The sequence below is a fragment of the Streptomyces sp. CB02400 genome, assembly GCF_001905725.1.
Taxonomy (GTDB): Bacteria; Actinomycetota; Actinomycetes; order Streptomycetales; family Streptomycetaceae; genus Streptomyces; species Streptomyces atrovirens.
Genome location: NZ_LIWB01000019.1, coordinates 35,907 through 59,269 on the forward strand (window position 1 = coordinate 35,907; position 23,363 = coordinate 59,269).

General features: G+C 72.0%; 21 protein-coding genes. 12 read left to right on the forward strand and 9 right to left on the reverse strand.

Going from position 1 to position 23,363, the window contains the following annotated elements; all coding sequences use genetic code 11:
• Positions 1–20: 20 nt before the first annotated feature.
• Positions 21–1,220, forward strand: a complete 1,200-nt coding sequence (locus AMK33_RS32985; RefSeq protein WP_073936675.1) for a MarP family serine protease — start codon at positions 21–23, stop codon at positions 1,218–1,220.
• Positions 1,221–1,234: 14 nt separating this feature from the next.
• On the opposite strand, the gene AMK33_RS44230 is transcribed toward AMK33_RS32985, so the two are convergent.
• The 6 genes from AMK33_RS44230 to AMK33_RS33015 form a co-directional block, all read right to left on the reverse strand.
• Positions 1,235–1,417: a hypothetical protein gene (locus tag AMK33_RS44230; RefSeq protein ID WP_073936676.1), complete on the reverse strand. Its 183-nt coding sequence runs from the start codon at positions 1,415–1,417 to the stop codon at positions 1,235–1,237.
• 105 nt (positions 1,418–1,522) lie between these two features.
• Positions 1,523–2,473, reverse strand: coding sequence for an alpha/beta fold hydrolase (locus AMK33_RS32995; protein ID WP_073936677.1), 951 nt, complete (start codon positions 2,471–2,473; stop codon positions 1,523–1,525).
• Positions 2,470–2,958, reverse strand: a complete 489-nt coding sequence (locus AMK33_RS33000) for a phage holin family protein (RefSeq protein ID WP_073936678.1) — start codon at positions 2,956–2,958, stop codon at positions 2,470–2,472. Before AMK33_RS33000 ends, AMK33_RS32995 begins: the two co-directional genes overlap by 4 nt.
• A 71-nt stretch (positions 2,959–3,029) precedes the next feature.
• Positions 3,030–4,466 (reverse strand): Na+/H+ antiporter NhaA, encoded by a 1,437-nt coding sequence (gene nhaA, locus AMK33_RS33005; protein WP_073936679.1) that lies wholly within the window; start codon positions 4,464–4,466, stop codon positions 3,030–3,032.
• Positions 4,467–4,641: 175 nt separating this feature from the next.
• On the reverse strand, positions 4,642–6,597 hold the full coding sequence (acs, locus tag AMK33_RS33010; protein ID WP_073936680.1) for an acetate--CoA ligase: 1,956 nt from the start codon (positions 6,595–6,597) through the stop codon (positions 4,642–4,644).
• Positions 6,598–6,794: 197 nt separating this feature from the next.
• Positions 6,795–9,236 carry a SulP family inorganic anion transporter gene (locus AMK33_RS33015; RefSeq protein WP_073936681.1) on the reverse strand — a complete coding sequence of 814 codons (2,442 nt, stop codon included), beginning with the start codon at positions 9,234–9,236 and terminating at the stop codon, positions 6,795–6,797.
• A 248-nt stretch (positions 9,237–9,484) separates the two neighbouring features.
• Between AMK33_RS33015 and AMK33_RS33020 the strand changes: the two genes are divergently transcribed.
• Positions 9,485–10,756 carry a polysaccharide deacetylase family protein gene (locus AMK33_RS33020; RefSeq protein ID WP_073936682.1) on the forward strand — a complete coding sequence of 424 codons (1,272 nt, stop codon included), beginning with the start codon at positions 9,485–9,487 and terminating at the stop codon, positions 10,754–10,756.
• A gap of 3 nt (positions 10,757–10,759) precedes the next feature.
• On the opposite strand, the gene AMK33_RS33025 is transcribed toward AMK33_RS33020, so the two are convergent.
• The gene (locus tag AMK33_RS33025) at positions 10,760–11,740 is read right to left on the reverse strand and encodes an ATP-binding protein (RefSeq protein WP_073936683.1); all 981 of its coding nucleotides are present in this window, start codon (positions 11,738–11,740) and stop codon (positions 10,760–10,762) included.
• Positions 11,741–11,841: 101 nt separating this feature from the next.
• Between AMK33_RS33025 and AMK33_RS33030 the strand changes: the two genes are divergently transcribed.
• Complete coding sequence (locus AMK33_RS33030; protein ID WP_073936684.1) at positions 11,842–12,666, forward strand: oxidoreductase; 825 nt, start codon at positions 11,842–11,844, stop codon at positions 12,664–12,666.
• A gap of 392 nt (positions 12,667–13,058) precedes the next feature.
• On the opposite strand, the gene AMK33_RS33035 is transcribed toward AMK33_RS33030, so the two are convergent.
• Positions 13,059–13,892 (reverse strand): HAD family hydrolase, encoded by an 834-nt coding sequence (locus AMK33_RS33035; RefSeq protein WP_073936685.1) that lies wholly within the window; start codon positions 13,890–13,892, stop codon positions 13,059–13,061.
• Positions 13,893–14,452: 560 nt separating this feature from the next.
• Between AMK33_RS33035 and ssd the strand changes: the two genes are divergently transcribed.
• The 7 genes from ssd to AMK33_RS33070 all read left to right on the forward strand — a co-directional run bounded on the left by ssd (position 14,453) and on the right by AMK33_RS33070 (position 19,550).
• Entirely contained in the window at positions 14,453–15,580 is a 1,128-nt protein-coding gene (ssd, locus tag AMK33_RS33040; RefSeq protein WP_073936686.1) for a septum site-determining protein Ssd, read from the forward strand.
• Positions 15,577–16,782: a TadA family conjugal transfer-associated ATPase gene (locus AMK33_RS33045; RefSeq protein WP_073936687.1), complete on the forward strand. Its 1,206-nt coding sequence runs from the start codon at positions 15,577–15,579 to the stop codon at positions 16,780–16,782. Before ssd ends, AMK33_RS33045 begins: the two co-directional genes overlap by 4 nt.
• Entirely contained in the window at positions 16,779–17,654 is an 876-nt protein-coding gene (locus AMK33_RS33050) for a type II secretion system F family protein (protein WP_073936688.1), read from the forward strand. The genes AMK33_RS33045 and AMK33_RS33050 overlap by 4 nt, the downstream gene beginning before the upstream one ends.
• Entirely contained in the window at positions 17,651–18,439 is a 789-nt protein-coding gene (locus AMK33_RS33055; protein WP_073936689.1) for a type II secretion system F family protein, read from the forward strand. The genes AMK33_RS33050 and AMK33_RS33055 overlap by 4 nt, the downstream gene beginning before the upstream one ends.
• A 67-nt stretch (positions 18,440–18,506) precedes the next feature.
• Entirely contained in the window at positions 18,507–18,716 is a 210-nt protein-coding gene (locus tag AMK33_RS33060) for a DUF4244 domain-containing protein (RefSeq protein ID WP_073936690.1), read from the forward strand.
• Positions 18,703–19,068 (forward strand): TadE family type IV pilus minor pilin, encoded by a 366-nt coding sequence (locus tag AMK33_RS33065; protein ID WP_073936692.1) that lies wholly within the window; start codon positions 18,703–18,705, stop codon positions 19,066–19,068. The genes AMK33_RS33060 and AMK33_RS33065 overlap by 14 nt, the downstream gene beginning before the upstream one ends.
• A complete protein-coding gene (locus AMK33_RS33070) occupies positions 19,065–19,550 on the forward strand; it encodes an Rv3654c family TadE-like protein (RefSeq protein ID WP_073936694.1) in 486 nt (161 codons plus the stop codon). The genes AMK33_RS33065 and AMK33_RS33070 overlap by 4 nt, the downstream gene beginning before the upstream one ends.
• A 296-nt stretch (positions 19,551–19,846) precedes the next feature.
• Here AMK33_RS33070 and AMK33_RS33075 read toward each other — a convergent pair whose 3' ends face one another.
• Positions 19,847–22,354 (reverse strand): DEAD/DEAH box helicase, encoded by a 2,508-nt coding sequence (locus tag AMK33_RS33075; RefSeq protein WP_079195060.1) that lies wholly within the window; start codon positions 22,352–22,354, stop codon positions 19,847–19,849.
• Between the two features lie 79 nt (positions 22,355–22,433).
• On the opposite strand from AMK33_RS33075, the gene bldG reads away from it, so the two are divergent.
• Positions 22,434–22,775 (forward strand): anti-sigma factor antagonist BldG, encoded by a 342-nt coding sequence (gene bldG, locus AMK33_RS33080; protein WP_003991900.1) that lies wholly within the window; start codon positions 22,434–22,436, stop codon positions 22,773–22,775.
• 112 nt (positions 22,776–22,887) lie between these two features.
• Positions 22,888–23,325 (forward strand): ATP-binding protein, encoded by a 438-nt coding sequence (locus AMK33_RS33085; protein ID WP_073936696.1) that lies wholly within the window; start codon positions 22,888–22,890, stop codon positions 23,323–23,325.
• Positions 23,326–23,363: the final 38 nt, after the last annotated feature.

Genomic DNA, 23,363 nt, shown 5'->3' on the forward strand with positions numbered 1-23,363 from the left:
ACGAGGCGAGGCTTGAAGCGGTGAACGTGCTGGACATCCTGTTGCTCCTCGCCGCCGTGTGGTTCGCGGTCGTCGGCTACCGCCAGGGCTTCGTCGTCGGCATCCTGTCGGTGATCGGCTTCCTGGGCGGCGGTCTCGCCGCCGTCTACACGCTGCCCGTCATCTGGGACGCCCTGACGGACGACTCCGAGGTCGGTACGACGGCCGCCGTCGTCGCGGTCGTCGTCGTCATAGTCTGCGCCTCCGTCGGCCAGGCCCTGACCACCCACCTCGGCAACAAACTGCGCCGCTACATCACCTGGTCCCCGGCCCGCGCGCTGGACGCGACGGGTGGCGCACTCGTCAACGTCGTCGCGATGCTCCTGGTCGCCTGGCTGATCGGCTCGGCCCTCGCCGGTACGACGCTGCCGACGCTCGGCAAGGAGGTCCGCGGCTCCAAGGTGCTGCTCGGTGTCTCCCGGGCGCTGCCCGGCCAGGCCGACACCTGGTTCGCCGACTTCTCCTCCGTCCTCGCGCAGAACGGCTTCCCGCAGGTCTTCAGCCCCTTCGCCAGCGAGCCGATCACGGACGTACGGCCCCCGGACCCGGCCCTGGCGAACAGCCCCGTCGCCCTGCGCGCGCAGCGCTCCATCGTCAAGGTGATGGGCACCGCCGCGAGCTGCGGCAAGGTCCTGGAGGGCACAGGCTTCGTCTTCGCCGAGCGCCGCGTCATGACCAACGCGCATGTCGTGGGCGGTGTCGACGAGCCGACCGTGCAGATAGGCGGCGAGGGCAGGAAGTACGACGCGACGGTCGTCCTCTACGACTGGAAGCGCGACATCGCCGTCCTCGACGTACCCGATCTGAAGGCGCCCGCGCTGCGGTTCACCACCGAGGACGCGAGCAGCGGCGACGGAGCGATCGTCGCCGGCTTCCCGGAGAACGGGGCGTACGACGTCCGCGCCGCGCGTCTGCGCGGACGCATCACGGCCAACGGCCCCGACATCTACCACCGCGGCACGGTCCGCCGTGACGTGTACTCCCTGTACGCGACGGTCCGTCAGGGCAACTCGGGCGGCCCGCTGCTCACCCCCGAGGGGGAGGTCTACGGCGTGGTCTTCGCGAAGTCGCTCGACGACGCCGAGACGGGTTACGCGCTCACCGTGGACGAGATCCAGGAGGACATCGCCGCGGGCCGTACCGCGAACCAGCAGGTGGACAGCGACAGCTGCGCGCTGTGAGGTGAGGCCGCGGGTCAGCCGCGGGGGTGGCGCAGGCGGACGGAGACCCAACGCGCCCTGCGGCGGAGGATGCGCGGGATTCCCACCCTGAGGTCCGTACCTGCCATCTGTGGTGCACCGCCTCGCTGGTGGGAACCCATACCGCCCGCCGTGCGGCGGTCGCGGCTTGCGTCACTGTAGTCGTGCGTCCAGCCCATACCCCGACGTCTGCCCCCGCCCCAAGGTCGATAACCACCTCGCGCGCCCCCAATTGGCCTATGCGCCGGGCAATTGGCCGATCGTCAGACGAACGCTCGATTCGGTCACCGATCGGGCTCGGGATCCTTCAGCCAATTGATCAGTTCGGTGGAGAAAGTGACCGGGTCCTCCTCGTGCGGGAAGTGCCCCAGCCCGTCGAACAACCGCCAGCGGTACGGCGCTTCGACGTACTCCCCGGACCCCGCGGCACTGCGCGTGCGGACCACCGGGTCCAGCGAGCCGTGCAGGTGCAGCGTCGGCACCCGCACCGGACGCTTCATCCTGCGGTTGAACTGGATGCCGTCCGGGCGGGCCAGGGAGCGCACCATCCAGCGGTACGGCTCGATCGAGCAGTGCGCCGTGGACGGGATGCACATCGCCCGCCGGTAGTTCTCCAGCGCCTCCTCGTCCGGCAGGTGCGGCCCGGACCAGTCCCGGATGAGCTCGGCCACCAGCGCCCCGTCGTCCGCGGTGAGCCGGCGCTCCGGGATCCAGGGCCGTTGGAACCCCCAGATGTGGGACAGGGCGGCGGACTGCCTGGCGTCGGAGACCAGCGCCGAGCGCCAGCGCCGCGGATGCGGCATGGAGGCGACCGCGAGCCGCCGTACGAGCTTGGGGCGCATCGCCGCGGCCGTCCAGGCCAGATACCCGCCCAGGTCGTGCCCGACCAGCGCGGCGTCCGGCTCGCCGAGGGAGCGGATCACCCCGGTGATGTCCAGCGCGAGGTTGGCCGGGTCGTAGCCGCGCGGTGTGCGGTCGCTGCCGCCGACGCCCCGCAGGTCCATGGCGACGGCCCGGAAACCGGCGTCGGCGAGCGCCGTCAGCTGGTGCCGCCAGGTCCACCAGAACTGCGGGAAGCCGTGCAGCAGCAGCACCAGGGGGCCGTCGCCCAGCTCCGCGATGTGGAAGCGGGCGCCGTTGGCGGCGACGTCCCGGTGCGTCAGTCCGGTGCCGCCCGGGATGTCGAGGCGTACGACCGAAGCGGGCTGCGCCGGAGGAGTGGCGGGATCCGTCATGAAGATGAGCGTGCCACAGCCTCGATGGCCTGGGGGACCCGGTCCTCGGGCAGTTCGGGGCGCGGGTGCGGCTTGGCCTTCTGCAGCACGCCCGCCGTCTCCTTCACGGAGGCGGCGACCTTCTGCGGACCCCGGCCCTTCTTCGCCTTCTTCGCGAAGACGACGCCGATCAGCGCGAGGAACAGCGCGATCAGCACGTTCGCCGCGAAGGAGAGCAGGAAGCAGACCGCGAGGTTCCAGTCGCTCCAGGTGCGGATGCCGTAGGCCAGCGCGAAGTTCAGCATCGGCAGGGAGAACACGAGCAGCACACCGGCCGCCGTGAACGCGCCGCCGCTGGTCGCGCCCCGCTTGACGTCCTGCTTGAGCTGCGCCTTCGCCAGCGCGATCTCGTCGTGCACCAGCGCCGACATGTCGGCCGTCGCCGAGGCGAACAGCTGGCCGATGCTGCGTTCGGCGCCGACCGGGCTGCCGTCGGGTGCGCTCATCGCGGTCTCCCTCTCCTGCGTACGCTTTGTGTCCGCGCGTACGGTTCAGTCTTTTGTACCGTCTCGTCAGATCATGCCGGACCGTTGCGTTCCTCGCCTGCCCCGCCCGTCACTTCGGCAAGCGCGTCCCGCTCGGCGGCCTTCTCCCGGGCGAGCCGCCGGTGCTCGGCGGCCTTCCGCTCGTGGATCTCCGCCATGCGCAGGTGGTACGCCGGGTCGTCCTGTTCGTAGACGTCCGGGACGCCGCTGAGGTCCTCGTCGCGCTCCTCTTCCTCGGTCAGCCTGCGGTACTTGGTGTTCCGTATCTTCAGCAGCACCGTCGCGACGGCGGTGGCGATCAGCGAGCCGGCCAGGACGGCCGCCTTGACGCTGTCGGTCATCACCGCGTCGTCCTCGAAGGCGAGTTCCCCGATGAGCAGCGAGACGGTGAAACCGATCCCGGCGAGGGTCGCCACCGCGAACACGTCCGCCCAGGCGAGGTCGTCGCTGAGCGAGGCCCTTGTGAAGCGCGCCGTCAGCCACGTACCGCCGAAGATGCCGAGCGTCTTGCCGACGACGAGCCCGAGCACCACGCCGAGCGTCTCGGGCTGGGTGAACACGTCCGCGAGGGCGCCGCCGGAGATCGCCACGCCCGCGCTGAACAGGGCGAACAGTGGCACCGCGAGGCCCGCCGAGAGCGGCCGGACGAGGTGCTCGATGTGCTCGCCGGGGGAGTGCTCCTCGTCCTCGCGGCGGTGGCAGCGCAGCATCAGGCCCATGGCGACACCGGCGATGGTGGCGTGGATGCCGCTGTTGTACATCAGCGCCCACACGACCAGCGCGAGCGGCACGTACACGTACCAGCCGCGTACGCCCTTGCGCAGCAGCAGCCAGAAGACGGCCAGGCCCGCGACGGCGCCGCCGAGCGCCGCGAAGTTCAGGTCGTCGGTGAAGAAGACCGCGATGATCAGGATGGCGAACAGGTCGTCGACGACGGCGAGGGTGAGCAGGAAGGCGCGCAGCGCGCTGGGCAGGGAGGTGCCGATGACGGCGAGCACGGCGAGCGCGAAGGCGATGTCGGTGGCGGTGGGCACGGCCCAGCCGGCCAGCGAGCCGCCGCCCGCGCCGCTGGTGAGCGTGTAGACCAGTGCCGGTACGGCCATGCCGCACAGGGCGGCGACGACGGGGAGCGCGGCGGCCTTGGGGTCGCGCAGATCACCGGCGACGAGTTCGCGTTTGAGCTCGATCCCCGCGACGAAGAAGAAGACCGCGAGCAGTCCGTCGGCGGCCCAGTGTGCGACGGACAGGTTCAGCCCGAGGGCCTCGGGGCCGAAGTGGAAGTGGCTGACGCTCTCGTAGCTGTCGTGCAGACCGGGTACGTTCGCCCAGATCAGCGCGGCGACGGCGGCGAGGAGCAGCAGGACGCCGCCGACGGTCTCGGTGCGCAGCGCGTCCGCGACGTACGACCGCTCGGGCAGGGAGAGGCGTCCGAAGGCCTTGCGGGGGCTGGGGGTGTGGGGCGCGGTCACGGGGGAGTTCCTCTGGTCGACGGGCAGCACGAATCGTGTGCCGACCAGACTTCCCGGCGCCCCATGAGACAGCTTTTTGTTTAGTTTAGCTAACGTGCTCCTGGGGCGCACCAGGAGCACACGGCGGCACCCGGCGCAGGGGTGCGCCGGGTGCCGCTGTCCGGACGGTGTCCGTTCAGTCCTCGCTGGGTGCTGCCGGGAGCTTGTCCTGGATCAGCTGCATCACGCTGCTGTCAGTCAGCGTGGTGACATCGCCCAGGGCCCGGTTCTCCGCGACGTCCCGCAGCAGGCGGCGCATGATCTTGCCGGAGCGGGTCTTCGGCAGCTCGGCCACCGGCAGGATCCGCTTGGGCTTGGCGATCGGGCCGAGCGTGGCGCCCACGTGGTTGCGCAGCTCACCGACGAGGTCCTCGCTCTCCGCCGCCGTGCCGCGCAGGATCACGAAGGCGACGATCGCCTGACCGGTCGTCTCGTCCGCCGCGCCGACCACGGCCGCCTCGGCGACCGACGGGTGCGAGACGAGCGCGGACTCGACCTCCGTGGTGGAGATGTTGTGCCCGGACACCAGCATCACGTCGTCGACCCGGCCGAGCAGCCAGATGTCGCCGTCGTCGTCCTTCTTGGCGCCGTCACCGGCGAAGTACTTGCCCTCGAAGCGCGACCAGTACGTGTCGATGAACCGCTGGTCGTCGCCCCAGATGGTGCGCAGCATCGACGGCCACGGCTCGGTGAGGACCAGGTAGCCACCGCCGCCGTTCGGTACCTCGCCCGCCTCGTCGTCGACGACGGTCGCGGCGATGCCGGGCAGCGGGGTCTGGGCGGAGCCCGGCTTGGCGTCGGTCACGCCCGGCAGCGGCGAGATCATGATGCCGCCGGTCTCGGTCTGCCACCAGGTGTCCACCACCGGGGTGCGGTCCGCGCCGATGTTCTTGCGGTACCAGATCCACGCCTCGGGGTTGATCGGCTCGCCCACCGAGCCCAGCACGCGCAGGCTGCTGAGGTCGAACTTGGCGGGGATGTCGTCGCCCCACTTCATGAACGTGCGGATCGCGGTGGGCGCCGTGTAGAGGATCGTCACGCCGTACTTCTGCACGATCTCCCAGAAGCGGCCCTGGTGCGGGGTGTCCGGCGTGCCCTCGTACATCACCTGGGTGGCGCCGTTGGCGAGCGGGCCGTAGACGATGTAGGAGTGCCCGGTGACCCAGCCGACGTCGGCCGTGCACCAGTACACGTCGGTGGCCGGCTTGAGGTCGAAGACGGACCAGTGCGTGTACGCGACCTGGGTGAGGAAGCCGCCGGAGGTGTGCAGGATGCCCTTCGGCTTACCCGTCGTCCCCGAGGTGTAGAGGATGAACAGCGGGTGCTCGGCCCCGAACGCCTGAGGGGCGTGCTCGGCGCTCTGCCGCTCCACCAGGTCGTGCCACCACACGTCCCGGCCCTCGGTGAAGGCGACGTCCTGGCCGGTGCGGCGGACGACGAGGACGTGCTCGACGGTGCCGGCCTTGGCGATCGCCTCGTCCACGGCCGGCTTGAGCGCGGAGGGCTTGCCGCGCCGGTAGCCGCCGTCGGCCGTGATGACGACACGCGCGTCGGCGTCCTGGATACGGGTGGCGAGCGCGTCCGCCGAGAAGCCGCCGAAGACGACGGAGTGCGCGGCACCGATGCGGGCGCAGGCCAGCATCGCGACCGCGGTCTCCGGGATCATCGGCATGTAGACGGCGACCCGGTCGCCCGCCTGGACGCCCAGCTCCAGCAGGGCGTTGGCGGCCTTGGAGACCTCGTCCTTGAGCTGGGCGTAGGTGATGGCGCGGCTGTCGCCCGGCTCGCCCTCGAAGTGGATGGCGACCCGGTCGCCGTGCCCGGCCTCCACGTGCCGGTCCACGCAGTTGTAGGCGACGTTGAGCTCGCCGTCCTTGAACCACTTGGCGAACGGCGGGTTCGACCAGTCCAGGGTCTCGGTGGGTTCGGTGGCCCAGGTCAGTCGGCGGGCCTGCTCGGCCCAGAAGCCGAGCCTGTCAGCCTTGGCCTGTTCATACGCCTCCGCGGTGACGTTGGCGTTCGCGGCCAGGTCGGCGGGGGGCGTGAAGCGACGCTCCTCCTTCAGAAGGTTGGCCAGGCTTTCATTGCTCACGGCATCTGCCTTTCCCAGGGTGTCCGTTGTGTCCCAGGCCACAGCTCATCAGACCCGGGGGTGCGCTGACAAGGGCCGACGGGAAATTGGTTTAGACCTGTCGGGTGGAGTGGCGCGGTGTGCGACACCTCTTCCCACGGGGCCCGGCGTAAGCCGGTTCAAGGTGTGTAACGCCTCTCACACCCGGACGGGTCGCCTCACATCGCCAGGTCCGGGGAACGGACCCGGTCGAACACCCTCTCCTCGTCCCGCTCGGTGAGGAGATACGCCTGGGCCTCACCCACATGGAAGTACATGCCGTGCAGCTCCAGGGCCCCGTCCTTCATGGCCCGGGCCACCGATTCATGGGCGCGCAGATGCTCCAGCTGCTGCACCACGTTCGTCAGGCAGAGCTGCTCGACCGCGTCGGTGGGGGTCCGCCCGGCCAGCCGCGACGGGGGCAGGCTGCCGTCGCCCATGCGCCGCAGGCTCGGCCGGCCGTGCCGCAGCCAGCGTCTCAGCGGTGTGCGGGCGCCGTCCGGCTCGGTGTCGAGCAGCGCCTGCATCGCACTGCACCCCGAGTGCCCGCACACCGTGATCGACCGGACAGCCAACATCTCCACGGCGTACTCGATGGCGGCCGCCACCGAGTCGTCGCCGCTCTCCGCGCCGGGCGGTGGCACGAGGTTGCCGACATTGCGCACCACGAACAGGTCTCCCGGACCACTGGCCGTGATCATCGAGGTGACCACCCGGGAGTCGGCACAGGTCAGGAACAGCTGTCCGGGTCGCTGTCCCTCGCGCGCCAGCCGGGCCAGCTCACCGCGGACCAGGGGAGCGGTGTTGCGCTGGAACGCGCTGATGCCGCGCCTCAGTTCGTGTCCGCCGGTTTCGGCCGGCTCCGGTTCGCCTTCAGCGGCTCCGTCCGTTCCATCTGCTCCCTCCGTTCCGTCGGTCCCGCCCGGTCGTGGGTCGCCGCCCGGCCGGGGGCGTGGGCGTTCGCACTGGTGGTTGCGCCAGGCCGTCCAGGGTCGGCAGCGGCAGTCGGCGTCGGAGGCGCCGGCCTCCTCGCTCCCGTCGGGCGAGTGCCCGGAGGTGAGGGCCGCGGGCTCGGCGATCCGGACCCCGGCGCGCCGGCCGGTGATCTCGACGGTGCCGCCCCGCGCGGTGTGCGTGCTCTGCCAGTCCTGCAGCGTCTCGTACGCCGCGTGGTCCATGAAGGAGCCGTCCAACGCCACGACCACGTCGGCCCCTTGGGGGACGAGGTGCAGGGCCCGGCTGAGCCGTGGCACCGCGAGGAACGTCAACTGACCTCGTACGTGTACGTGATGGACTCCTTCCTCCTCATCGTGCGTGATCCGGGTGCGGGTGAGCCGGTGCAGGGCCACGCCGACGGCGACGGCGATGCCCAGTGCCACGCCCTCCAGGACGCCGAGGGACACGACGCCGAGGGTGGTCACGGCGTAGACCAGGACTTCACGGTGGCGGGTCACCGTGCGGATGTGGTGCAGGGACACCATCTGGATGCCGACGGCCATCACCAGGGCGGCGAGCGAGGCGAGCGGGATGAGCTCCAGGAGCGGGACCATCAGCAGCGCGGCGATCACTACGAGAACGCCGTGCAGCATCGTGGAGTTCCGGCTCACGGCACCCGCTTTGACGTTCGCGGAACTGCGGACCGCCACGCCGGCCACCGGGAGCCCGCCGAGCGAGCCGGAGACGATGTTGGCCGCGCCCTGACCGAGCAGTTCACGGTCCAGGTCGGAGCGCCCGATCTGGCCGGGGCCGGGGCGGCCGGACACCAGCTTGTCCACGGCCACGGCGCCGAGCAGCGACTGCACGCTGCACACCAGCGTCGTGGTGAGCACGGCGGCGGCGAGGCCGAGCACGGGTCCCTCGGGCAGCCCGGCCAGGGCGTGGTTGCGCCAGGACGGCAGGTCCACCTTGGGCAGGACGAGGCCGGCCGCGGCGGCGACCGCGGTGGCTCCGGCGACGGCGACGAGCGCTGCCGGAACCGTGCGGAGAACACGTCCGGGGCGGCCCGGGATCCGGGGCCAGAGCAGCAGCAGGGCCAGGGTCAGCAGGCTCACCGACAGGGCCGCGGGGTGCAGGTTCGCCAACTGGGAGGGAAGGGCGAGGAGGTTGTCGGGGACGGAGCTCTGCGGGGTGCCGCCGAGGACGATGTGGAGCTGGGCGACGGCGATGGTGACGCCGATGCCGGCGAGCATGCCGTGCACGATCGCGGGGCTCACGGCGAGCGCGCCGCGTGCCACGCGCAGGCAGCCGAGGCCGAGCTGGGAGATTCCGGCGAGGACGGTGATGGCGCAGGTCGTCCGCCAGCCGTAGTGCTGGATGAGGTCGGCGGTGACGACGGTGAGTCCGGCGGCGGGACCGCTCACCTGGAGCGGGGAGCCGCCGATCCGCCCGGCGACGATTCCGCCCACGGCGGCGGCGACCAGGCCGGCCTGGAGCGGCGCGCCGGTGGCGAGGGCGATGCCGAGGGAGAGCGGGAGGGCGATCAGGAAGACCGCGACCGAGGCCGACAGGTCGGCTCCCGCGATACGCGGGCGCGGGGGGCCGGCCGGTGGCGGGCTGTGAGGTGGGTGGGCGCGCTCGGTCCGATCCGAGTCGGCGGCGCGGGCGGGCACGCAGGCTGACATGGTTTCCCTTCTCTCGTACATCAACAATCCGTAAACGGATCGTAATTGAGAGTAAAGGACTGGCATAGACTTTCCGGGCAAATGGATGAATCTATCACTCCAGCGAGTGATGTAGCCATTTCGTCGGCTTGTCGTATTAACCCCTTCTTCATTCCGTGCGACTTTGACGGCGCTGTCGGCGTGGACCGGCACAGCACCAGACAAAGCCCTCATCGAGCTCGGCCCGAGAGAAGGAAGAAGGTGGGCGGATGGCCGCCACCCACGGAATCGCCACGGGCACCTTGATCGCCGCGGTCTGCGTCGCCTCGCTCGCCGGGTGCGGGACCGGCACCGACAGCACCGGCGAGCAGGCGCGTGACCAGGAGAAGGCCAAGCCGGCCCCGGCACCGAAGAACGTCGTCCGGCTGATCGGAGACGGCTCCACCGCGTACACCGGGGCACAGCCGCACCTGCCCCGGCCCGAGCGGCTGAAGCGAGGCGAGAAGCCCCCGCAGTTCGTGGTCTTCTCCTGGGACGGCGCGGGCGAGGACGGCCAGAAGCTCTTCTCGCATTTCCGCAAGGTCGCCAAGGAGAACAACGCGACCATGACGTACTTCCTGAGCGGCGTGTACCTGCTGCCGGAGGGGAAACGCGATCTGTACCGCCCGCCGCAGCACTCCCCGGGCCGCTCCGACATCGGCTTCAACGACCGGGAGGGCATCGCCGACACCGTGAAGCAGCTGCGCCTCGCGTGGCTCGAGGGCAACGAGATCGGCACCCACTTCAACGGGCACTTCTGCGGCAGCGACGGTGGGGTCGGCGAATGGTCGGTGGCGGAGTGGAAGGACGAGATCGCCCAGGCCAAGCGCTTCGTGAAGACCTGGAAGACCAATACCGGCATGAAGAACTCGGCCCCGCTGCCCTTCGACTACGACAAGGAGCTGATCGGCGCCCGCACCCCCTGCCTGGAGGGGCAGAAGAACTTCATGAAGGCCGCCCGCGACCTGGGCTTCCGCTACGACACCAGCGGGGTCAACGACCAGGTGTGGCCGAAGAAGAAGCAGGGCCTGTGGGACCTGTCGATGCAGCTCGTGCCCTTCCCCGGGCACTCCTTCGAACAGCTCACCATGGACTACAACTTCATGGTCAACCAGTCCGGCACCACCACCCAGGGCGACCCCGCCAAGCACGAGATGTGGGGCGACCAGATGCGGGACGGCCTCCTCCAGGGCTTCGAGCGGGCCTACGAGGGCAACAGGGCGCCCCTGATCATCGGCAACCACTTCGAGTCCTGGAACGGCGGCACCTACATGCGGGCCGTCGAGGAGGTCATCGAGGAGGTGTGCACCAAGTCCGACGTGCGCTGTGTCTCCTTCCGGCAGCTGGTGGACTGGCTGGACGCCCAGGACCCGGGGACCCTGGCGAAACTGCGCACGCTGGACGTGGGTGAGGCCCCGAAGAAGGGCTGGAAGCCCTTCCTGTCCGGCGATTCCGCACCGGCTCCCAAGGGGGTGCCCGGAGCCCCGGCCGAGAAGCGGTGAACGTCAGGCGGACGCCGTGACGTTCTCGCCGAGCACGAAACCGGGGTCGATCTGGGCCGCCAGGTCGACCCCGGTGCGCTCGTCGCCCCACGACCGGGCGTTCTTCAGGTGGAAGTGCGCCATCTGGCGGGTGTAACGCTCGTGGTCGCGCGACTCGTACGTCGCGTCGGCGGCCGAGTGCAGCAGGCGCAGCGCGTGCCGGTTGGGCTCCTCCAGGAGGTCGAACCGGGGCGGCCGGCCCTTCTCCATGGCCCGGACCCAGTCCGAGTGCCCCACCGTCACCAGCAGGTCCTCCCCGGCCTCCGCGCGGAGGAAGTCGAGGTCGTCCGGGCCCTGCACCTTGTTGCCGACGACCTTCAGGGTGACGCCGAAGTCGCGGGCGTACTCCTTGTACTGGCGGTAGACGGAGACCCCCTTCCGGGTCGGCTCGGCCACGAGGAACGTGATGTCGAAGCGGGTGAACATGCCGGAGGCGAAGGAGTCCGAACCGGCCGTCATGTCGACCACGACGTACTCGCCGGGGCCGTCCACCAGGTGGTTCAGACACAGCTCCACCGCTCCGGTCTTGGAGTGGTAGCAGGCGACCCCCAGGTCGGCGTCGGTGAAGGGGCCGGTGACCATCAAACGGACGGCCCCGCCGTCGAGTTCCACCGGCCGCGCACAGGCGTCGTAGACCGGATTGTCCTCGCGTACCCGCAGCAGCCGGGAGCCCTCACCGGGCGGAGTGGTCTTGATCATTGTCTCGGCGGACGCGATGCGCGGGTTGGTGCCGCGCAGATAGTCCTTGATCAGCGGCAGGTGCTCGCCCAGCGCGGGCAGCGCGGCCGCCTCCGCCTCGTCCAGGCCCAGCGCGGCCCCGAGGTGCTGGTTGATGTCGGCGTCCACCGCGACGACCGGGGCGCTGACGGCCACGAGATGACGGATGAACAGGGAGGACAGGGTCGTCTTCCCGCTGCCGCCCTTCCCCACGAAAGCAATTTTCATGTTCACCAAGCGTAATGGAATGGTAGCTGTATGTGGCAGTCGGACGTGAAGAAGGCCACTCCTTCGTGGGGTGGGCGCCGGGGGTGCGTAGTGTCGTACTCATGAGTACGACAGGTGCGACCGCCGACCCGCTCGCCGCCCTGGGCTCCCTGCCCGGAGTGGCCGACTCCGTGGAGTCCGTGCGCAAGGCCGTGGACCGGGTCTACGGGCACCGGGTCATGCGGCGGCGCAGCAACGAGATCACCTCCGAGGCGGCGCTGCGCGGCGCCCGTGGCTCGGCGGCGCTGTCGGGCGCGGACTGGGCCCTGGAGGAGGTGCGTCGGCGCAGTGACTTCAGCGGCGACGACGGCGCCCGCACGATGGGCGCGGCGCTGCGGCTGACCGCCGAGGCGGGGCAGTTGCTGTCCGTCTGGCGGCAGTCGCCCCTGCGGGTCCTGGCCCGGCTGCACCTGGTCGCGGCGGCCGACAATGCCGAGCGGGTCGGGCGCCCCCGGCAGGAGGGCGAGCCGGTCGACGAGCCCCTGATCGGGCTCGGCCTGCCGAGCGCGGCGGAGGCGCACGGCCGGCTGGACGGGCTGTCCGAGCTGATCATCGCGGGCGGTTCCGCCCCGGCGCTGGTGACGGCCGCCGTCGTGCACGGCGAACTTCTCGCACTGCGCCCCTTCACCTCCCACAACGGCCTGGTCGCGCGTACGGCCGAACGCATCGTCCTGGTCGGCAGCGGTCTCGACCCCAAGTCGGTCTGCCCGGCCGAGGTCGGACACGCCGAGCTGGGCCAGGAGGCCTACATCAGGGCGCTGGAGGGGTATGTCTCCGGCACCCCCGAGGGTGTGGCGGCCTGGATCGCCCATTGCGGGCGCGCGGTCGAGCTGGGGGCGCGCGAGTCGACGGCCGTGTGCGAGGCGCTCCAGCGCGGGGCCGCGTAAAAGGAGCCGGAGAAGAGCCCGGCAGAGATGCGGCGGTACGAATACTCGTACCGCCGCTGGCATGTCCACCGCGTTACCAAGCGTCCTCGATATGTGCCCATCAGGTCGGGGACTTCGCCCGTCACCTGGTGCGGCTGGCCCGTAATCGACGGGTCGACGTCGCGTGGGTTCCCGGTGTTCATGCTCGGTCCGTGGGGCCACACATGCGTTGGTGGGGGTGATCCTCGCGGATGCCCTTGGTCTCGCGGGCCGTTAAGTCCTTTGTACTCCGGGTCCGGAGCAAGCGGAAGTCCTCGCCCTGCTTCTTTACTTTTGCCCTCAAAGCCATCCCAAACGGGCGTCGCCGGGGTGTGTGCTGCCGGCGACCGGCGGGGCGGCTCGGCGGGAGGCGGTCAGGCCGCCGTCGTGCGGCGCCGGCTCGCGTACCAGACGAGGCCCGCGGTGGCCGCCGCGGCGCCTATGGCGGCTGCCGCGACCAGGGCGGGGCGCGGCGGTACGGAGAAGGCGGGGAGGCGCTGCTTGAGCCGCACCGGCCGGTGGAAGTCGAGGATCGGCCACTCCCGCGCGAGGGCCTCCCTGCGCAGCGCGCGGTCGGGGTTCACGGCGTGCGGGTGGCCCACGGACTCCAGCATCGGGACATCGGTCACCGAGTCGCTGTAGGCGTAACAACGGGCCAGGTCGTAGCCCTCCGACTCGGCCAGCTCCCGGACCGCCTCGGCCTTGGTCGGGCCGTACGCGTAGTACTCCACCTCGCCGGTGAAGCACCCGTCGTCGCCTACGACCATACGGGTGGCCACCACCCGGTCCGCGCCGAGCAGTTCGCCGATCGGCTCGACCACCTCGGCGCCCGACGTGGACACGATCACGACGTCGCGTCCCGCGGTGTGGTGCCGCTCGATGAGGGTGGCGGCCTCGTCGTAGATGATCGGGTCGATCAGGTCGTGCAGCGTCTCGGCGACGATCTCCCTGACCTGCTGGACGTTCCAGCCGCGGCACAGCGCGGACAGGTACTTGCGCATCCGCTCCATCTGGTCGTGATCGGCGCCGCCGGCCAGGAACACGAACTGGGAGTACGCGGTGCGCAGGACAGCCCTGCGGTTGATCAGGCCGCCTTGATAGAACGACTTGCTGAACGTGAGCGTGCTCGACTTCGCAATGACCGTCTTGTCCAGGTCAAAGAAGGCGGCTGTGCGGGGCATCGAGTGGTTTTCCACGTCCTTGAGCATAGGCGCAGCCCATTCGGCGTAAGGTGGGGCGTGTGGGTTTGCCTGAGAGGGCTCTCGGGTACACCATGGAAGTCACGGATCGTTCGCGACCGTGTCTAACCCGGTCCGACTCCTCCCCCCCCCGAGTCGGCCGTGGGGACGACCCCCGCTCTCCCCCCCGGCGGGGGTCGTCGCATGTCCGGGTGGGTTTTCCTCATTCTCCTCGCGGTTGGTGCACCGCGCGGGTGCCGTGCGCATGTTCATATGTCATGAACATGAGCAGTTACCCGAGGTAGTCGTCGGACTGCTCTGCGGAAGCCGCACAGGAGGTGTGCGGGACTCACCGGTTTGGGTGACCGCGATATTCACAGGCGTCGACCCGTCCACAGTTATCGACCAAGATCCACATGTTTTTCCGGATCGCCGCATCGTGATTCCGACGCGCCCGCTCGCCGAGAGTTCACGCCCGGTTCCGTTTGTCGGGTCGCGTACGGCCGGTTTCCGCCGGCCGTTCAAAGAAGAACCGCTTGCCGGCTCTTCACACGTCTGGGAATCGCGGGGCCGCAGGGGCTGCGCGAGAGATGCAGCAAAGGGGGACGAACGTGTCTGGAACCATCACCCAAGATCCGCCGCCGGCCACCGGAGGAGGCCGGCCGGGCGCACCGCTGATCCTCACCGAGGACGCCGGGCTCCTCGACGACCTGCTGCGCCTGTGCGCGGCGGCCGGCGCCACACCGGAGGTCCATCACACGGTGCCGGAACCAAGGGGCAGCTGGGAGGCCGCACCGCTCGTCCTGGTCGGGGACGACGCCGCGCGGCGGGTGCGCGGGGCGGCACGCAGGCCGGGAGTGGTGCTGGTCGGCCGCGACCAGGACGACTCCGGGATCTGGCGGCGGGCCGTCGAGATCGGCGCCGACCACGTGCTGATGCTGCCCGACGGCGAGCAGTGGCTGGTCGACCGCATCGCCGACGTGGCCGAAGGCGTCGGACGGCCCGCCCTGACCGTCGGTGTCATCGGCGGCCGGGGCGGCGCCGGAGCGTCCACGCTCGCGTGCGCGCTCGCCGTCACCTCCGCGCGTGAGGGGCTGCGCACCCTCCTCGTGGACGCCGATCCGCTGGGCGGCGGACTCGACGTGGCCCTCGGGGGCGAGACGGCCAAAGGGCTGCGCTGGCCGGCGTTCGCCGCGTCACACGGCCGGGTCGGCGGCGGCGCCCTGGAGGAGTCACTGCCGGAACTGCACTCGCTGCGGGTGCTCAGCTGGGACCGCGGCGACTGTCTCGCCGTACCACCCAGGGCCGTACGCGCGGTGCTCGCCGCGGCGCGGCGCGGGGGCGGCACCGTCGTGGTCGACCTGCCGCGCCGCGTCGACGACGGGGTCGCCGAGGTCCTCGCCCAGCTCGACCTCGGGCTCCTCGTGGTCCCCGCGGAGCTGCGCGCCGTCGCGGCGGCGGGCCGCGTCGCCTCCGCCGTGGGCATGGTCCTGCGCGATCTGCGAGTGGCGGTACGCGGGCCGTACGCACCGGGGCTGGACGACCGTGAGGTGGCCCGGCTGCTCGGGCTGCCCCTCGCCGGAGACGTGCCCGCCGAGCCCGCCCTGCGGCGCCCGGACGAGGCGGGCCGCCCGCCCGGGGCCTCGGGCCGGGGCCCGCTGGCCCGCTTCTGCAGGGAGTTCTGGGAGCGGGCGCTGGTGGAGGCGAGGGCGGCATGAGGAGGCCGGTGACGAGTGGATCGGTCATGCCTCCCGGCCTGCTCGACGGGGTGCGGCGGTGGCTGGCCGAGAGCGGGGCCGAGCCGACGCCCGCGCGGGTGGCACAGGCGCTGCGGGACCAGGGGCGGGTGCTCGGTGACGCCGAAGTGCTCGGAGCGGCCGAGCAACTGCGGTCCGAGCTGGTCGGCAGCGGGCCGTTGGAACGGCTCCTGTCCGAGCCCTCGGTGACCGACGTGCTGGTGTCGGCGCCGGACCGGGTCTGGGTGGACCGGGGCGGAGGACTGGAACTGACCGAGGTGGCCTTCCCCGACGAGTCGGCCGTCCGGCGCCTCGCCCAGCGGCTCGCCGCCGTGGCCGGCCGGCGCCTGGACGACGCCCGGCCCTGGGTCGACGCGCGGCTGCCCGACGGAACCCGACTGCACGCGGTACTGCCACCGGTGGCCGTCGGCGGCACTTGTCTGTCGCTACGGGTCGTACGACCGCGCGCCTTCACCCTCGACGAACTCGTGGCGGCCGGGACGGTCCCGCCGGGCGGGGACCGCGTGCTGCGGGCACTGCTGGACGCGCGGCTGTCGTTCCTCGTCAGCGGGGGAACCGGCAGCGGCAAGACGACCTTGCTGAGCGCGCTGCTGGGACTGGTCGGGCCGGACGAGCGCATCGTCCTGGCCGAGGACTCGGCGGAACTGCGGCCCGACCATCCGCACGTCGTGCGCCTGGAGACCAGACCCGCCAATCAGGAGGGCGCGGGCCTGGTCACCCTGGAGGACCTGGTGCGGCAGGCGCTGCGGATGCGGCCTGACCGGCTGGTCGTCGGTGAGGTGCGCGGCCCGGAGGTGGTCCATCTGCTGGCCGCCCTCAACACGGGCCACGACGGCTCGGGAACGGTCCATGCCAACGCCGCCACCGACGTACCGGCCCGGCTGGAGGCGCTCGGTACGGCCGCCGGACTCGACCGGTTCGCCCTGCACAGCCAGGCGGCGGCCGCCCTCTCGGTGGTGCTGCACCTCGTACGCGACCGGAGCGGGCGGCGGCGGATCGCGGAGGTGCATGTGCTGGAACGGGACCCGTCGGGGCTGGTGCGGACGGTGCCGGCGCTGCGATGGGGCTCACAGGCCTTCACCCGGGAGCGGGGATGGCAGCGCCTGCGGGAGCTGCTCCGGAACGCGAACACCGGCGGAGCGGACGAGGGGATCGGAGGATGAACGGGACGACCGAGGTGTCGACGGGTGCGGCCGTGGCGTGCCTGGGCACCGCGGCCTGGCTGCTGGGCGGCGGGCATGCCGGGGCCAGGCGGGCGATGTTGCTACTGGCCGGCGGAGGCGCGGTGGGCGGCGGGCCGCCGGGGTGGCCCCGGGTGACCCGCGCGTGGGGGCGGACGCGCGGGCGGCTGCGGGCCGAGTGGTGGTCGTTGGCCGCCGGCCTGGTGCTGGCGGTGCTGGGTGCGTCGCTGCTGCCGGTCGTCGCGGGGGCGGCCGGGGTGCCTTTGCTGAGGCGGGTGCGGCGGGCCGCCGGGGAACTTCGTGCGCGGGAGGGCCGCGGCGACGCGGTGATCGCGTTGTGCGGGGCGCTCGCCGGGGAGGTGCGCGCCGGACGGCAGCCGGGTGAGGCACTGCTGCCGGCCGCGCGGGACTCCGGCGGGCTCGGTGACATGCAGGCGACGGTGCTCGCGGCGGCGCGCTTCGGCGGGGACGTCCCGGAGGCGCTCGCGGAGGCGGCACGGCAGCCGGGTGCCGAGGGGCTGCGGGGACTCGCCGCGTGCTGGCGGGTGGCGGTGGACCAGGGAGCCGGGCTCGCGGCCGGACTCGACCGGCTGGAAGCGGCGCTGCGCGCCGAACGGGACCAGCGGGCCGACCTGCGCGCCCAGTTGGCGGGCGCCCGCGCGACGGCGGTGCTGCTCGCCGGGCTCCCGGTCGTGGGCCTGGCCCTCGGTGCGGCCCTCGGTGCCGACCCGCTGCACATCCTGCTGCACACACCGTCGGGACTGGTCTGTCTGGCGGCCGGCGGGGCGCTGGAGGGCCTGGGGCTGTGGTGGGCACTGCGGATCATGCGGGGCGCCGAGGAGGGGACGGTATGAGCGGGGACCTTGTCCACAGGCTGGGGGCAGTGGTGGGGACGGTGTTCGCACTCGCCTGGCTGACGGGGTGGTGGGGCCGCGCACGGCGCGAGCGGAGAGCACGGCGGCGACTGGCCGAGGTGCTGGCCCTGGAACGGACGGCGACCGTCTCGCACCTCACGCTGCTGCGTACCGCGCGGAGTTGGCTGCCGTACGCGGGTGTGGCGGGTGCCGGATGGGTGCTGGTGGGCGGTCCCGCCGGAGCGGTGGCGGGGCCGGCCGTCGCGGCCGGACTGTGGTGGTGGCGCCTGCGGCAGAGGGCCGCCGCTCCGCAAGCGCGGGAGACGGACACCGCCGGGGCGGAACATCAACTGCCGCTCGCCGCCGACCTGCTGTCCGCCTGCATCGAGGCGGGCGCCGGCCCGGTACTCGCCGCGCAGGCCGTCGGAGAGACCTTGGGCGGGCCGGTCGGGAAGGCGCTGGCGCGGGGCGCGGCGGAGGTACGGCTCGGCGGCGAACCGGCCGCGGCATGGCGCAGGCTGGCGTCGGTGCCGGGCGCCCGGCACCTGGCCCGGCTGCTGGAGCGGGCCGATGTGTCCGGACTTCCCCTGGCCGTTCCCGTGGCCAGGCTCGCCGCCGAGGCCCGCGCGGAGTGGACCCGCGCGGCGACGGCACGGGCCCGGCGGGCGGCCGTCATGGTCAGCGCGCCGGTGGGGCTGTGCTTCCTGCCCGCGTTCATCGCGGTCGGCGTGCTGCCCGTGGTGATCGGGCTCGCGGGCGGGGTGCTGGGAGGAGGTGGTGCCTGACGGGAGACGACCGGCGGTAACGGCAGGACTCACGAGATCAATGCGACTACTCCATACGGGGGTTGAGATGTATCAGGCGGTACGGGCACGACTGCGTGCCCTGGTGTGCAAGGTGCGTACGGCACGGAGGGACGCCGGGATGGTGACTTCGGAGTACGCGATGGGCGTCGTGGCGGCGGTGGCGTTCTCCGTCGTGCTCTACAAGGTGGTCACCAGCGGACCGGTCGCCGCGGCGCTGCGGAACATCGTGCAGCAGGCGCTCGATGGCCGGGTGTGAGCGGCGTGCGGACCGCGGGTTCGTGACGGCGGAGTCGGCCATGGTGCTGCCCGTGCTGGTGATGTTCGCGACGGCGCTGGTCTGGGGCCTGCTGGTGGTGGCGGCGCAGATCCAGTGCGTGGACGCGGCGCGCGCGGGCGCCCGCGCGGCGGCCCGGCAGGATCCCCCTGACGCCGTCGTCGAGGTGACCCGCGAGGCGGCACCACCCGGTGCGAGAGTCACGGTGAGCCGGGAGGCCGAGCAGGTCCGGGTGGTCGTCGAGGCCAGACCTCCGGTCCTGCACGGACTGCCCTTCGACCTGCGGGAGGAGGCCGTCGCCGCGGTGGAGGAGACGGTGGGGGCGGCGGCGTGAGGGCCCGGTTCCGGGAGCGGTGGCCGACAGGCGGGCGGCGGCCCGCGCGGTGTTCCGACCGGGGGTCGGCGACCGTCTGGGGCGTCGGTGTGATCGCCGTGCTGTGTGTGGTGTTCGGCGTCGTCCTCGCCCTGGGACACGCCGTCGTGGTCCGGCACCGGGCGGCCGGCGGCGCGGATCTGGCGGCGCTCGCGGCGGCGGACCACTGGACGCGGGGCGGTACGGCGGCCTGTGCCCGGGCGGACCGGGTGGCTCGGGCACAGGGCACACGGCTCGTACGGTGCGTGATCACCGGCGAGGTGTCGGACGTGTCGGTGGCGTCGGGCCGGGGGCCGTTCGCGGCGGAGATCAGGGCCAGGGCGGGGCCTGCGGGTCCGGCGGAACCTCCGCGCCCGGGTCCGGCTGACCCTCCGCGCCCGGGTCCGGCTTCGGGCGGATCCGGGGTGCCGGGGCCGGCTCAGGGTTCCGCTCGGGCGCCGTGACCGGCTTCGGTTCCGGATACGGCCCGGGTTCCGGATCAGGCGCGGAGCTGGATCAAGGCCTGGTTCCGGGGCAGGGCCCGATCCCGGAACAGGGCCTGGTTCCGGGGCAGGGCCCGATCCCGGAACAAGGCCCGGCTTCGGAACAGGGCCCGGCTTCGGAACAAGGCCCGGCTCCGGAACAGGACCGGTTCCGGAACAGGACCGGTTCCGGAACAGGACCGGCTCCGGAACAGGACCGGGTTCCAAGTCAGGGCCGCGTTCCGCACCAGCCTCAGGCGCCGGTGTCGGTTCACCGGCTACGCCCCAGCGGTCCCGGCCGCCCCCGCGGCATCCTCCGTGCCCTCCGGCTTCTCCGCCGGTGCGCCGCCCTCCAGCAGCACCGTGAGGAGTCGTACCGCGCCCCGCTTGTGCAGGGGATCGTTGCCGTTGCCGCACTTGGGGGACTGGATGCAGGAAGGACAGCCGGCGTCGCACTCGCAGGAGGCGATGGCCTGGCGAGTGGCGGTGAGCCAGGCGTGGGCGGTGTGGAAGGCGCGTTCCGCGAAGCCCGCGCCGCCCGGATGGCCGTCGTAGACGAAGACCGTGGGCAGCAGCGTGTCGGGGTGCAGCGGGACCGAGACGCCGCCGATGTCCCAGCGGTCGCAGGTGGCGAAGAGCGGCAGCATGCCGATCGACGCGTGCTCGGCGGCGTGCAGGGCACCGCCGAGGATCTCCGGGTTGATCCGGGCCCGGTCCAGCTGGTCCTCGGTGACCGTCCACCACACCGCGCGGGTGCGCAGCGTACGAGGAGGGAGGTCGAGCTTCGTCTCGCCCAGCACTTCGCCGGTGATGACCCGCCGGCGCAGGAAGGAGACCACTTGGTTGGTGACCTCGACGGAGCCGTAGCACAGGCGGCCGTCGCCCCACGGGATCTCGGTGTCCGTCTCCAGCACGGAGACCGACGTCGTGTCCCGGGCCACCGTCGTGTACGTCGGGGTCGCCCGTTCGACCAGGGCGACGGAGTCCTCCAGGTCGAGCGAGCGGACGAGATACGTCAGGCCCTGGTGCAGGTGGACCGCGCCCTCGTGGACGCTCGTGTGGGCCGCGCCCGCGTCGACCGTGCCGAGCAGCCTGCCCGTACCGGCCTCGACGACCTGGACCGGCCGGCCGCCCTGCCCCCGGATGTCGGTCAGGTCGGCGGCCCGCTCCCGGCGGGTCCAGTGCCAGGCCTTCGTCCGTCGGCGCAGCAGCTTCGCGGCCTCCAGCTGCGGGAGCAGCTCCTCGGTGGCCGGGCCGAACAGGTCCAGGTCCTCCTCGGTCAACGGCAGTTCCTCGGCCGCCGCGCACAGGTGCGGGGCGAGCACGTAGGGGTTGTCGGGGTCGAGGACGGTGGACTCCACGGGCCGGTCGAAGAGAGCCTCCGGATGGTGGACGAGGAAGGTGTCCAGGGGGTCGTCGCGGGCGACCAGGACGGCGAGGGCGCCCCGCCCGGACCGCCCCGCGCGCCCGGCCTGCTGCCACAGGGAGGCCCGGGTGCCCGGATAGCCGGCGATGACCACGGCGTCCAGGCCGGAGACGTCCACGCCGAGTTCGAGGGCGTTCGTCGCGGCGAGACCGAGCAGTTCGCCGGAGTGCAGGGCGCGTTCCAGGGCGCGACGCTCCTCGGGGAGGTAGCCGCCCCGGTACGCCGCGACACGCCGGGCCAGCGAGCGGTCGACCTCGGCGAGGCGTTCCTGGGCGATCACGGAGATCAGCTCGGCGCCGCGCCGGGAGCGTACGAAGGTGACCGAGCGGACGCCCTGCACGGTGAGGTCGGTCAGCAGGTCGGCGGCCTCGGCGGTGGCCGTACGGCGGACCGGTGCGCCCTTCTCGCCGTGCAGTTCGGTCAGCGGCGGCTCCCAGAGGGCGAACACCAGTTCACCGCGCGGTGAGGCGTCGTCGGCCACCTCCACGACCGGCACGCCGGTGAGGCGGCGGGCGGCGACCGCGGGCTCGGCGGCGGTCGCGGAGGCCAGCAGGAACACGGGCGAGGCGCCGTAGCGGGCGCACAGGCGGCGCAGTCGGCGCAGCACCTGGGCGACGTGCGAGCCGAAGACGCCCCGGTAGGTGTGGCACTCGTCGATGACGACGTATTTCAGCGCCTTGAGGAAGGAGGACCAGCGGGGGTGGGCCGGAAGGATGCCCCGGTGCAGCATGTCCGGGTTGGTCAGCACGTAGTTGGCGTACTGGCGGATCCACTCGCGCTCCTCGAACGGCGTGTCGCCGTCGTGGACGGCCGCGCGCACCGAATGGCCCAGTGGTTGTGAAAGTTCCTTCACGGACCGGCACTGGTCCGCCGCGAGGGCCTTCGTGGGGGCGAGATAGAGGGCGGTCGCGCCGCGGCCGTTCGGGGCCTCGGCGCCGTCCAGGAGTGTGGACAGGACGGGCATGAGGTACGCGAGGGACTTGCCGGACGCGGTGCCGGTGGCGACCACGACGGACTCGCCGTCCAGGGCGTGCTCGGCGGCGCGTGCCTGGTGGGCCCAGGGGTGTTCGACGCCCGCGGCCCGCACGGCGGCGAGGACCTCCGGACGGATCCGGTCCGGCCAGACGGCATGGCGACCCTCGCGCGGGGGCAAGTGCTCCGTATGAGTGATGCGCGAAGCCCGGCTCGGTCCGGACGCGAGCCGGTCCAGGACCGCGCCCGGGGCGGGCCCGGACGGGAGGTCCGTCGGGGGTCGATCGGATCGGTGATTCTTGGCCATCGGCACCGAGTGTGTCACTGGCGTGACGGACAATGGGGCCAAGGCGTCGTGCACGCCTGCCGGTAAGTGATTGAATGCCATCGCGGCTGGCGAACCGTCCCGGGGGCTGAGCCGAGATGCCCCAAGGGCGACCGCTCGATAGCTAGGTGCTGGAGGATCCGTGGACCTGTCCCTGTCGACCGAAACCATGGGCGATCGCACGATCGTCAGGGTCGGTGGCGAAATCGACGTATATACCGCGCCCAAGCTGCGCGAGCAGTTGGTCGAGCTGGTGAACGACGGCAGTTTCCACCTTGTCGTCGACATGGAAGGCGTGGACTTCCTCGACTCCACCGGACTCGGCGTGCTGGTCGGCGGCCTGAAGCGCGTCCGTGCCCATGAGGGCTCACTGCGCCTGGTCTGCAACCAGGAGCGTATTCTCAAGATCTTCCGCATTACCGGCCTCACCAAGGTGTTCCCGATCCACACCTCGGTCGAGGAAGCGGTGGCGGCCACCGACTGACCACCCTGTCTCCCGGGCCGCGTGCCCGGGTGGCGGAAGAGAACCAGGAGGAGGGCCGGGCTTTCGGCGGCCCGGCCTCTCCACAGCACGCCCGTAGTCGCGAGGGGGATGCATGGCCACCGTCGAACTCCGCTTCAGCGCGCTGCCCGAGCACGTCAGGACCGCCCGGCTCGTGGCGGCGGCGGTGGCACGCAGGGCCGGAGTGGACGAGGCCGTCCTCGACGAGGTCAGGCTCGCCGTCGGCGAGGCCTGCACCCGTGCCGTGGGACTGCACCGGAACGGCGGCATCTCGGCCCCCGTGAAGGTGCTGCTGATCGAGGAGGAGAAGCAGTTCTCCATCGAGGTCGGCGACGAGGCGCCCCACGCGACCCCCGGCGAGCGGATGCCCGGCGACGCGCCGGGCGATGCCGACGCGGAGACCGAGGAGGACGAGATGGGCCTCGCGGTCATCAGCGGGCTCGTCGACGACGTAGAGGTCAGCGCGGGGCAGCACGGCGGATCGATCCGCATGAGGTGGCCCACCGTGCCGCCGGCCACCCTCCTCGCCTGACCGCTTCACCCGGACGGCGACCGTTTTTCGAAGGGCCC

Coding starts and splice junctions, on each gene's coding strand:
- AMK33_RS44230 (WP_073936676.1), bottom strand. CDS start 1,417: ATGGGCTGGACGCACGACTACAGTGACGCAAGCCGCGACCGCCGCACG.
- AMK33_RS32995 (WP_073936677.1), bottom strand. CDS start 2,473: ATGACGGATCCCGCCACTCCTCCGGCGCAGCCCGCTTCGGTCGTACGC.
- AMK33_RS33000 (WP_073936678.1), bottom strand. CDS start 2,958: ATGAGCGCACCCGACGGCAGCCCGGTCGGCGCCGAACGCAGCATCGGC.
- AMK33_RS33015 (WP_073936681.1), bottom strand. CDS start 9,236: ATGTCAGCCTGCGTGCCCGCCCGCGCCGCCGACTCGGATCGGACCGAG.
- AMK33_RS33020 (WP_073936682.1), top strand. CDS start 9,485: ATGGCCGCCACCCACGGAATCGCCACGGGCACCTTGATCGCCGCGGTC.
- AMK33_RS33025 (WP_073936683.1), bottom strand. CDS start 11,740: ATGAAAATTGCTTTCGTGGGGAAGGGCGGCAGCGGGAAGACGACCCTG.
- AMK33_RS33030 (WP_073936684.1), top strand. CDS start 11,842: ATGAGTACGACAGGTGCGACCGCCGACCCGCTCGCCGCCCTGGGCTCC.
- AMK33_RS33035 (WP_073936685.1), bottom strand. CDS start 13,892: ATGCTCAAGGACGTGGAAAACCACTCGATGCCCCGCACAGCCGCCTTC.
- ssd (WP_073936686.1), top strand. CDS start 14,453: ATGCAGCAAAGGGGGACGAACGTGTCTGGAACCATCACCCAAGATCCG.
- AMK33_RS33045 (WP_073936687.1), top strand. CDS start 15,577: ATGAGGAGGCCGGTGACGAGTGGATCGGTCATGCCTCCCGGCCTGCTC.
- AMK33_RS33050 (WP_073936688.1), top strand. CDS start 16,779: ATGAACGGGACGACCGAGGTGTCGACGGGTGCGGCCGTGGCGTGCCTG.
- AMK33_RS33055 (WP_073936689.1), top strand. CDS start 17,651: ATGAGCGGGGACCTTGTCCACAGGCTGGGGGCAGTGGTGGGGACGGTG.
- AMK33_RS33060 (WP_073936690.1), top strand. CDS start 18,507: ATGTATCAGGCGGTACGGGCACGACTGCGTGCCCTGGTGTGCAAGGTG.
- AMK33_RS33065 (WP_073936692.1), top strand. CDS start 18,703: ATGGCCGGGTGTGAGCGGCGTGCGGACCGCGGGTTCGTGACGGCGGAG.
- AMK33_RS33075 (WP_079195060.1), bottom strand. CDS start 22,354: ATGGCATTCAATCACTTACCGGCAGGCGTGCACGACGCCTTGGCCCCA.
- AMK33_RS33085 (WP_073936696.1), top strand. CDS start 22,888: ATGGCCACCGTCGAACTCCGCTTCAGCGCGCTGCCCGAGCACGTCAGG.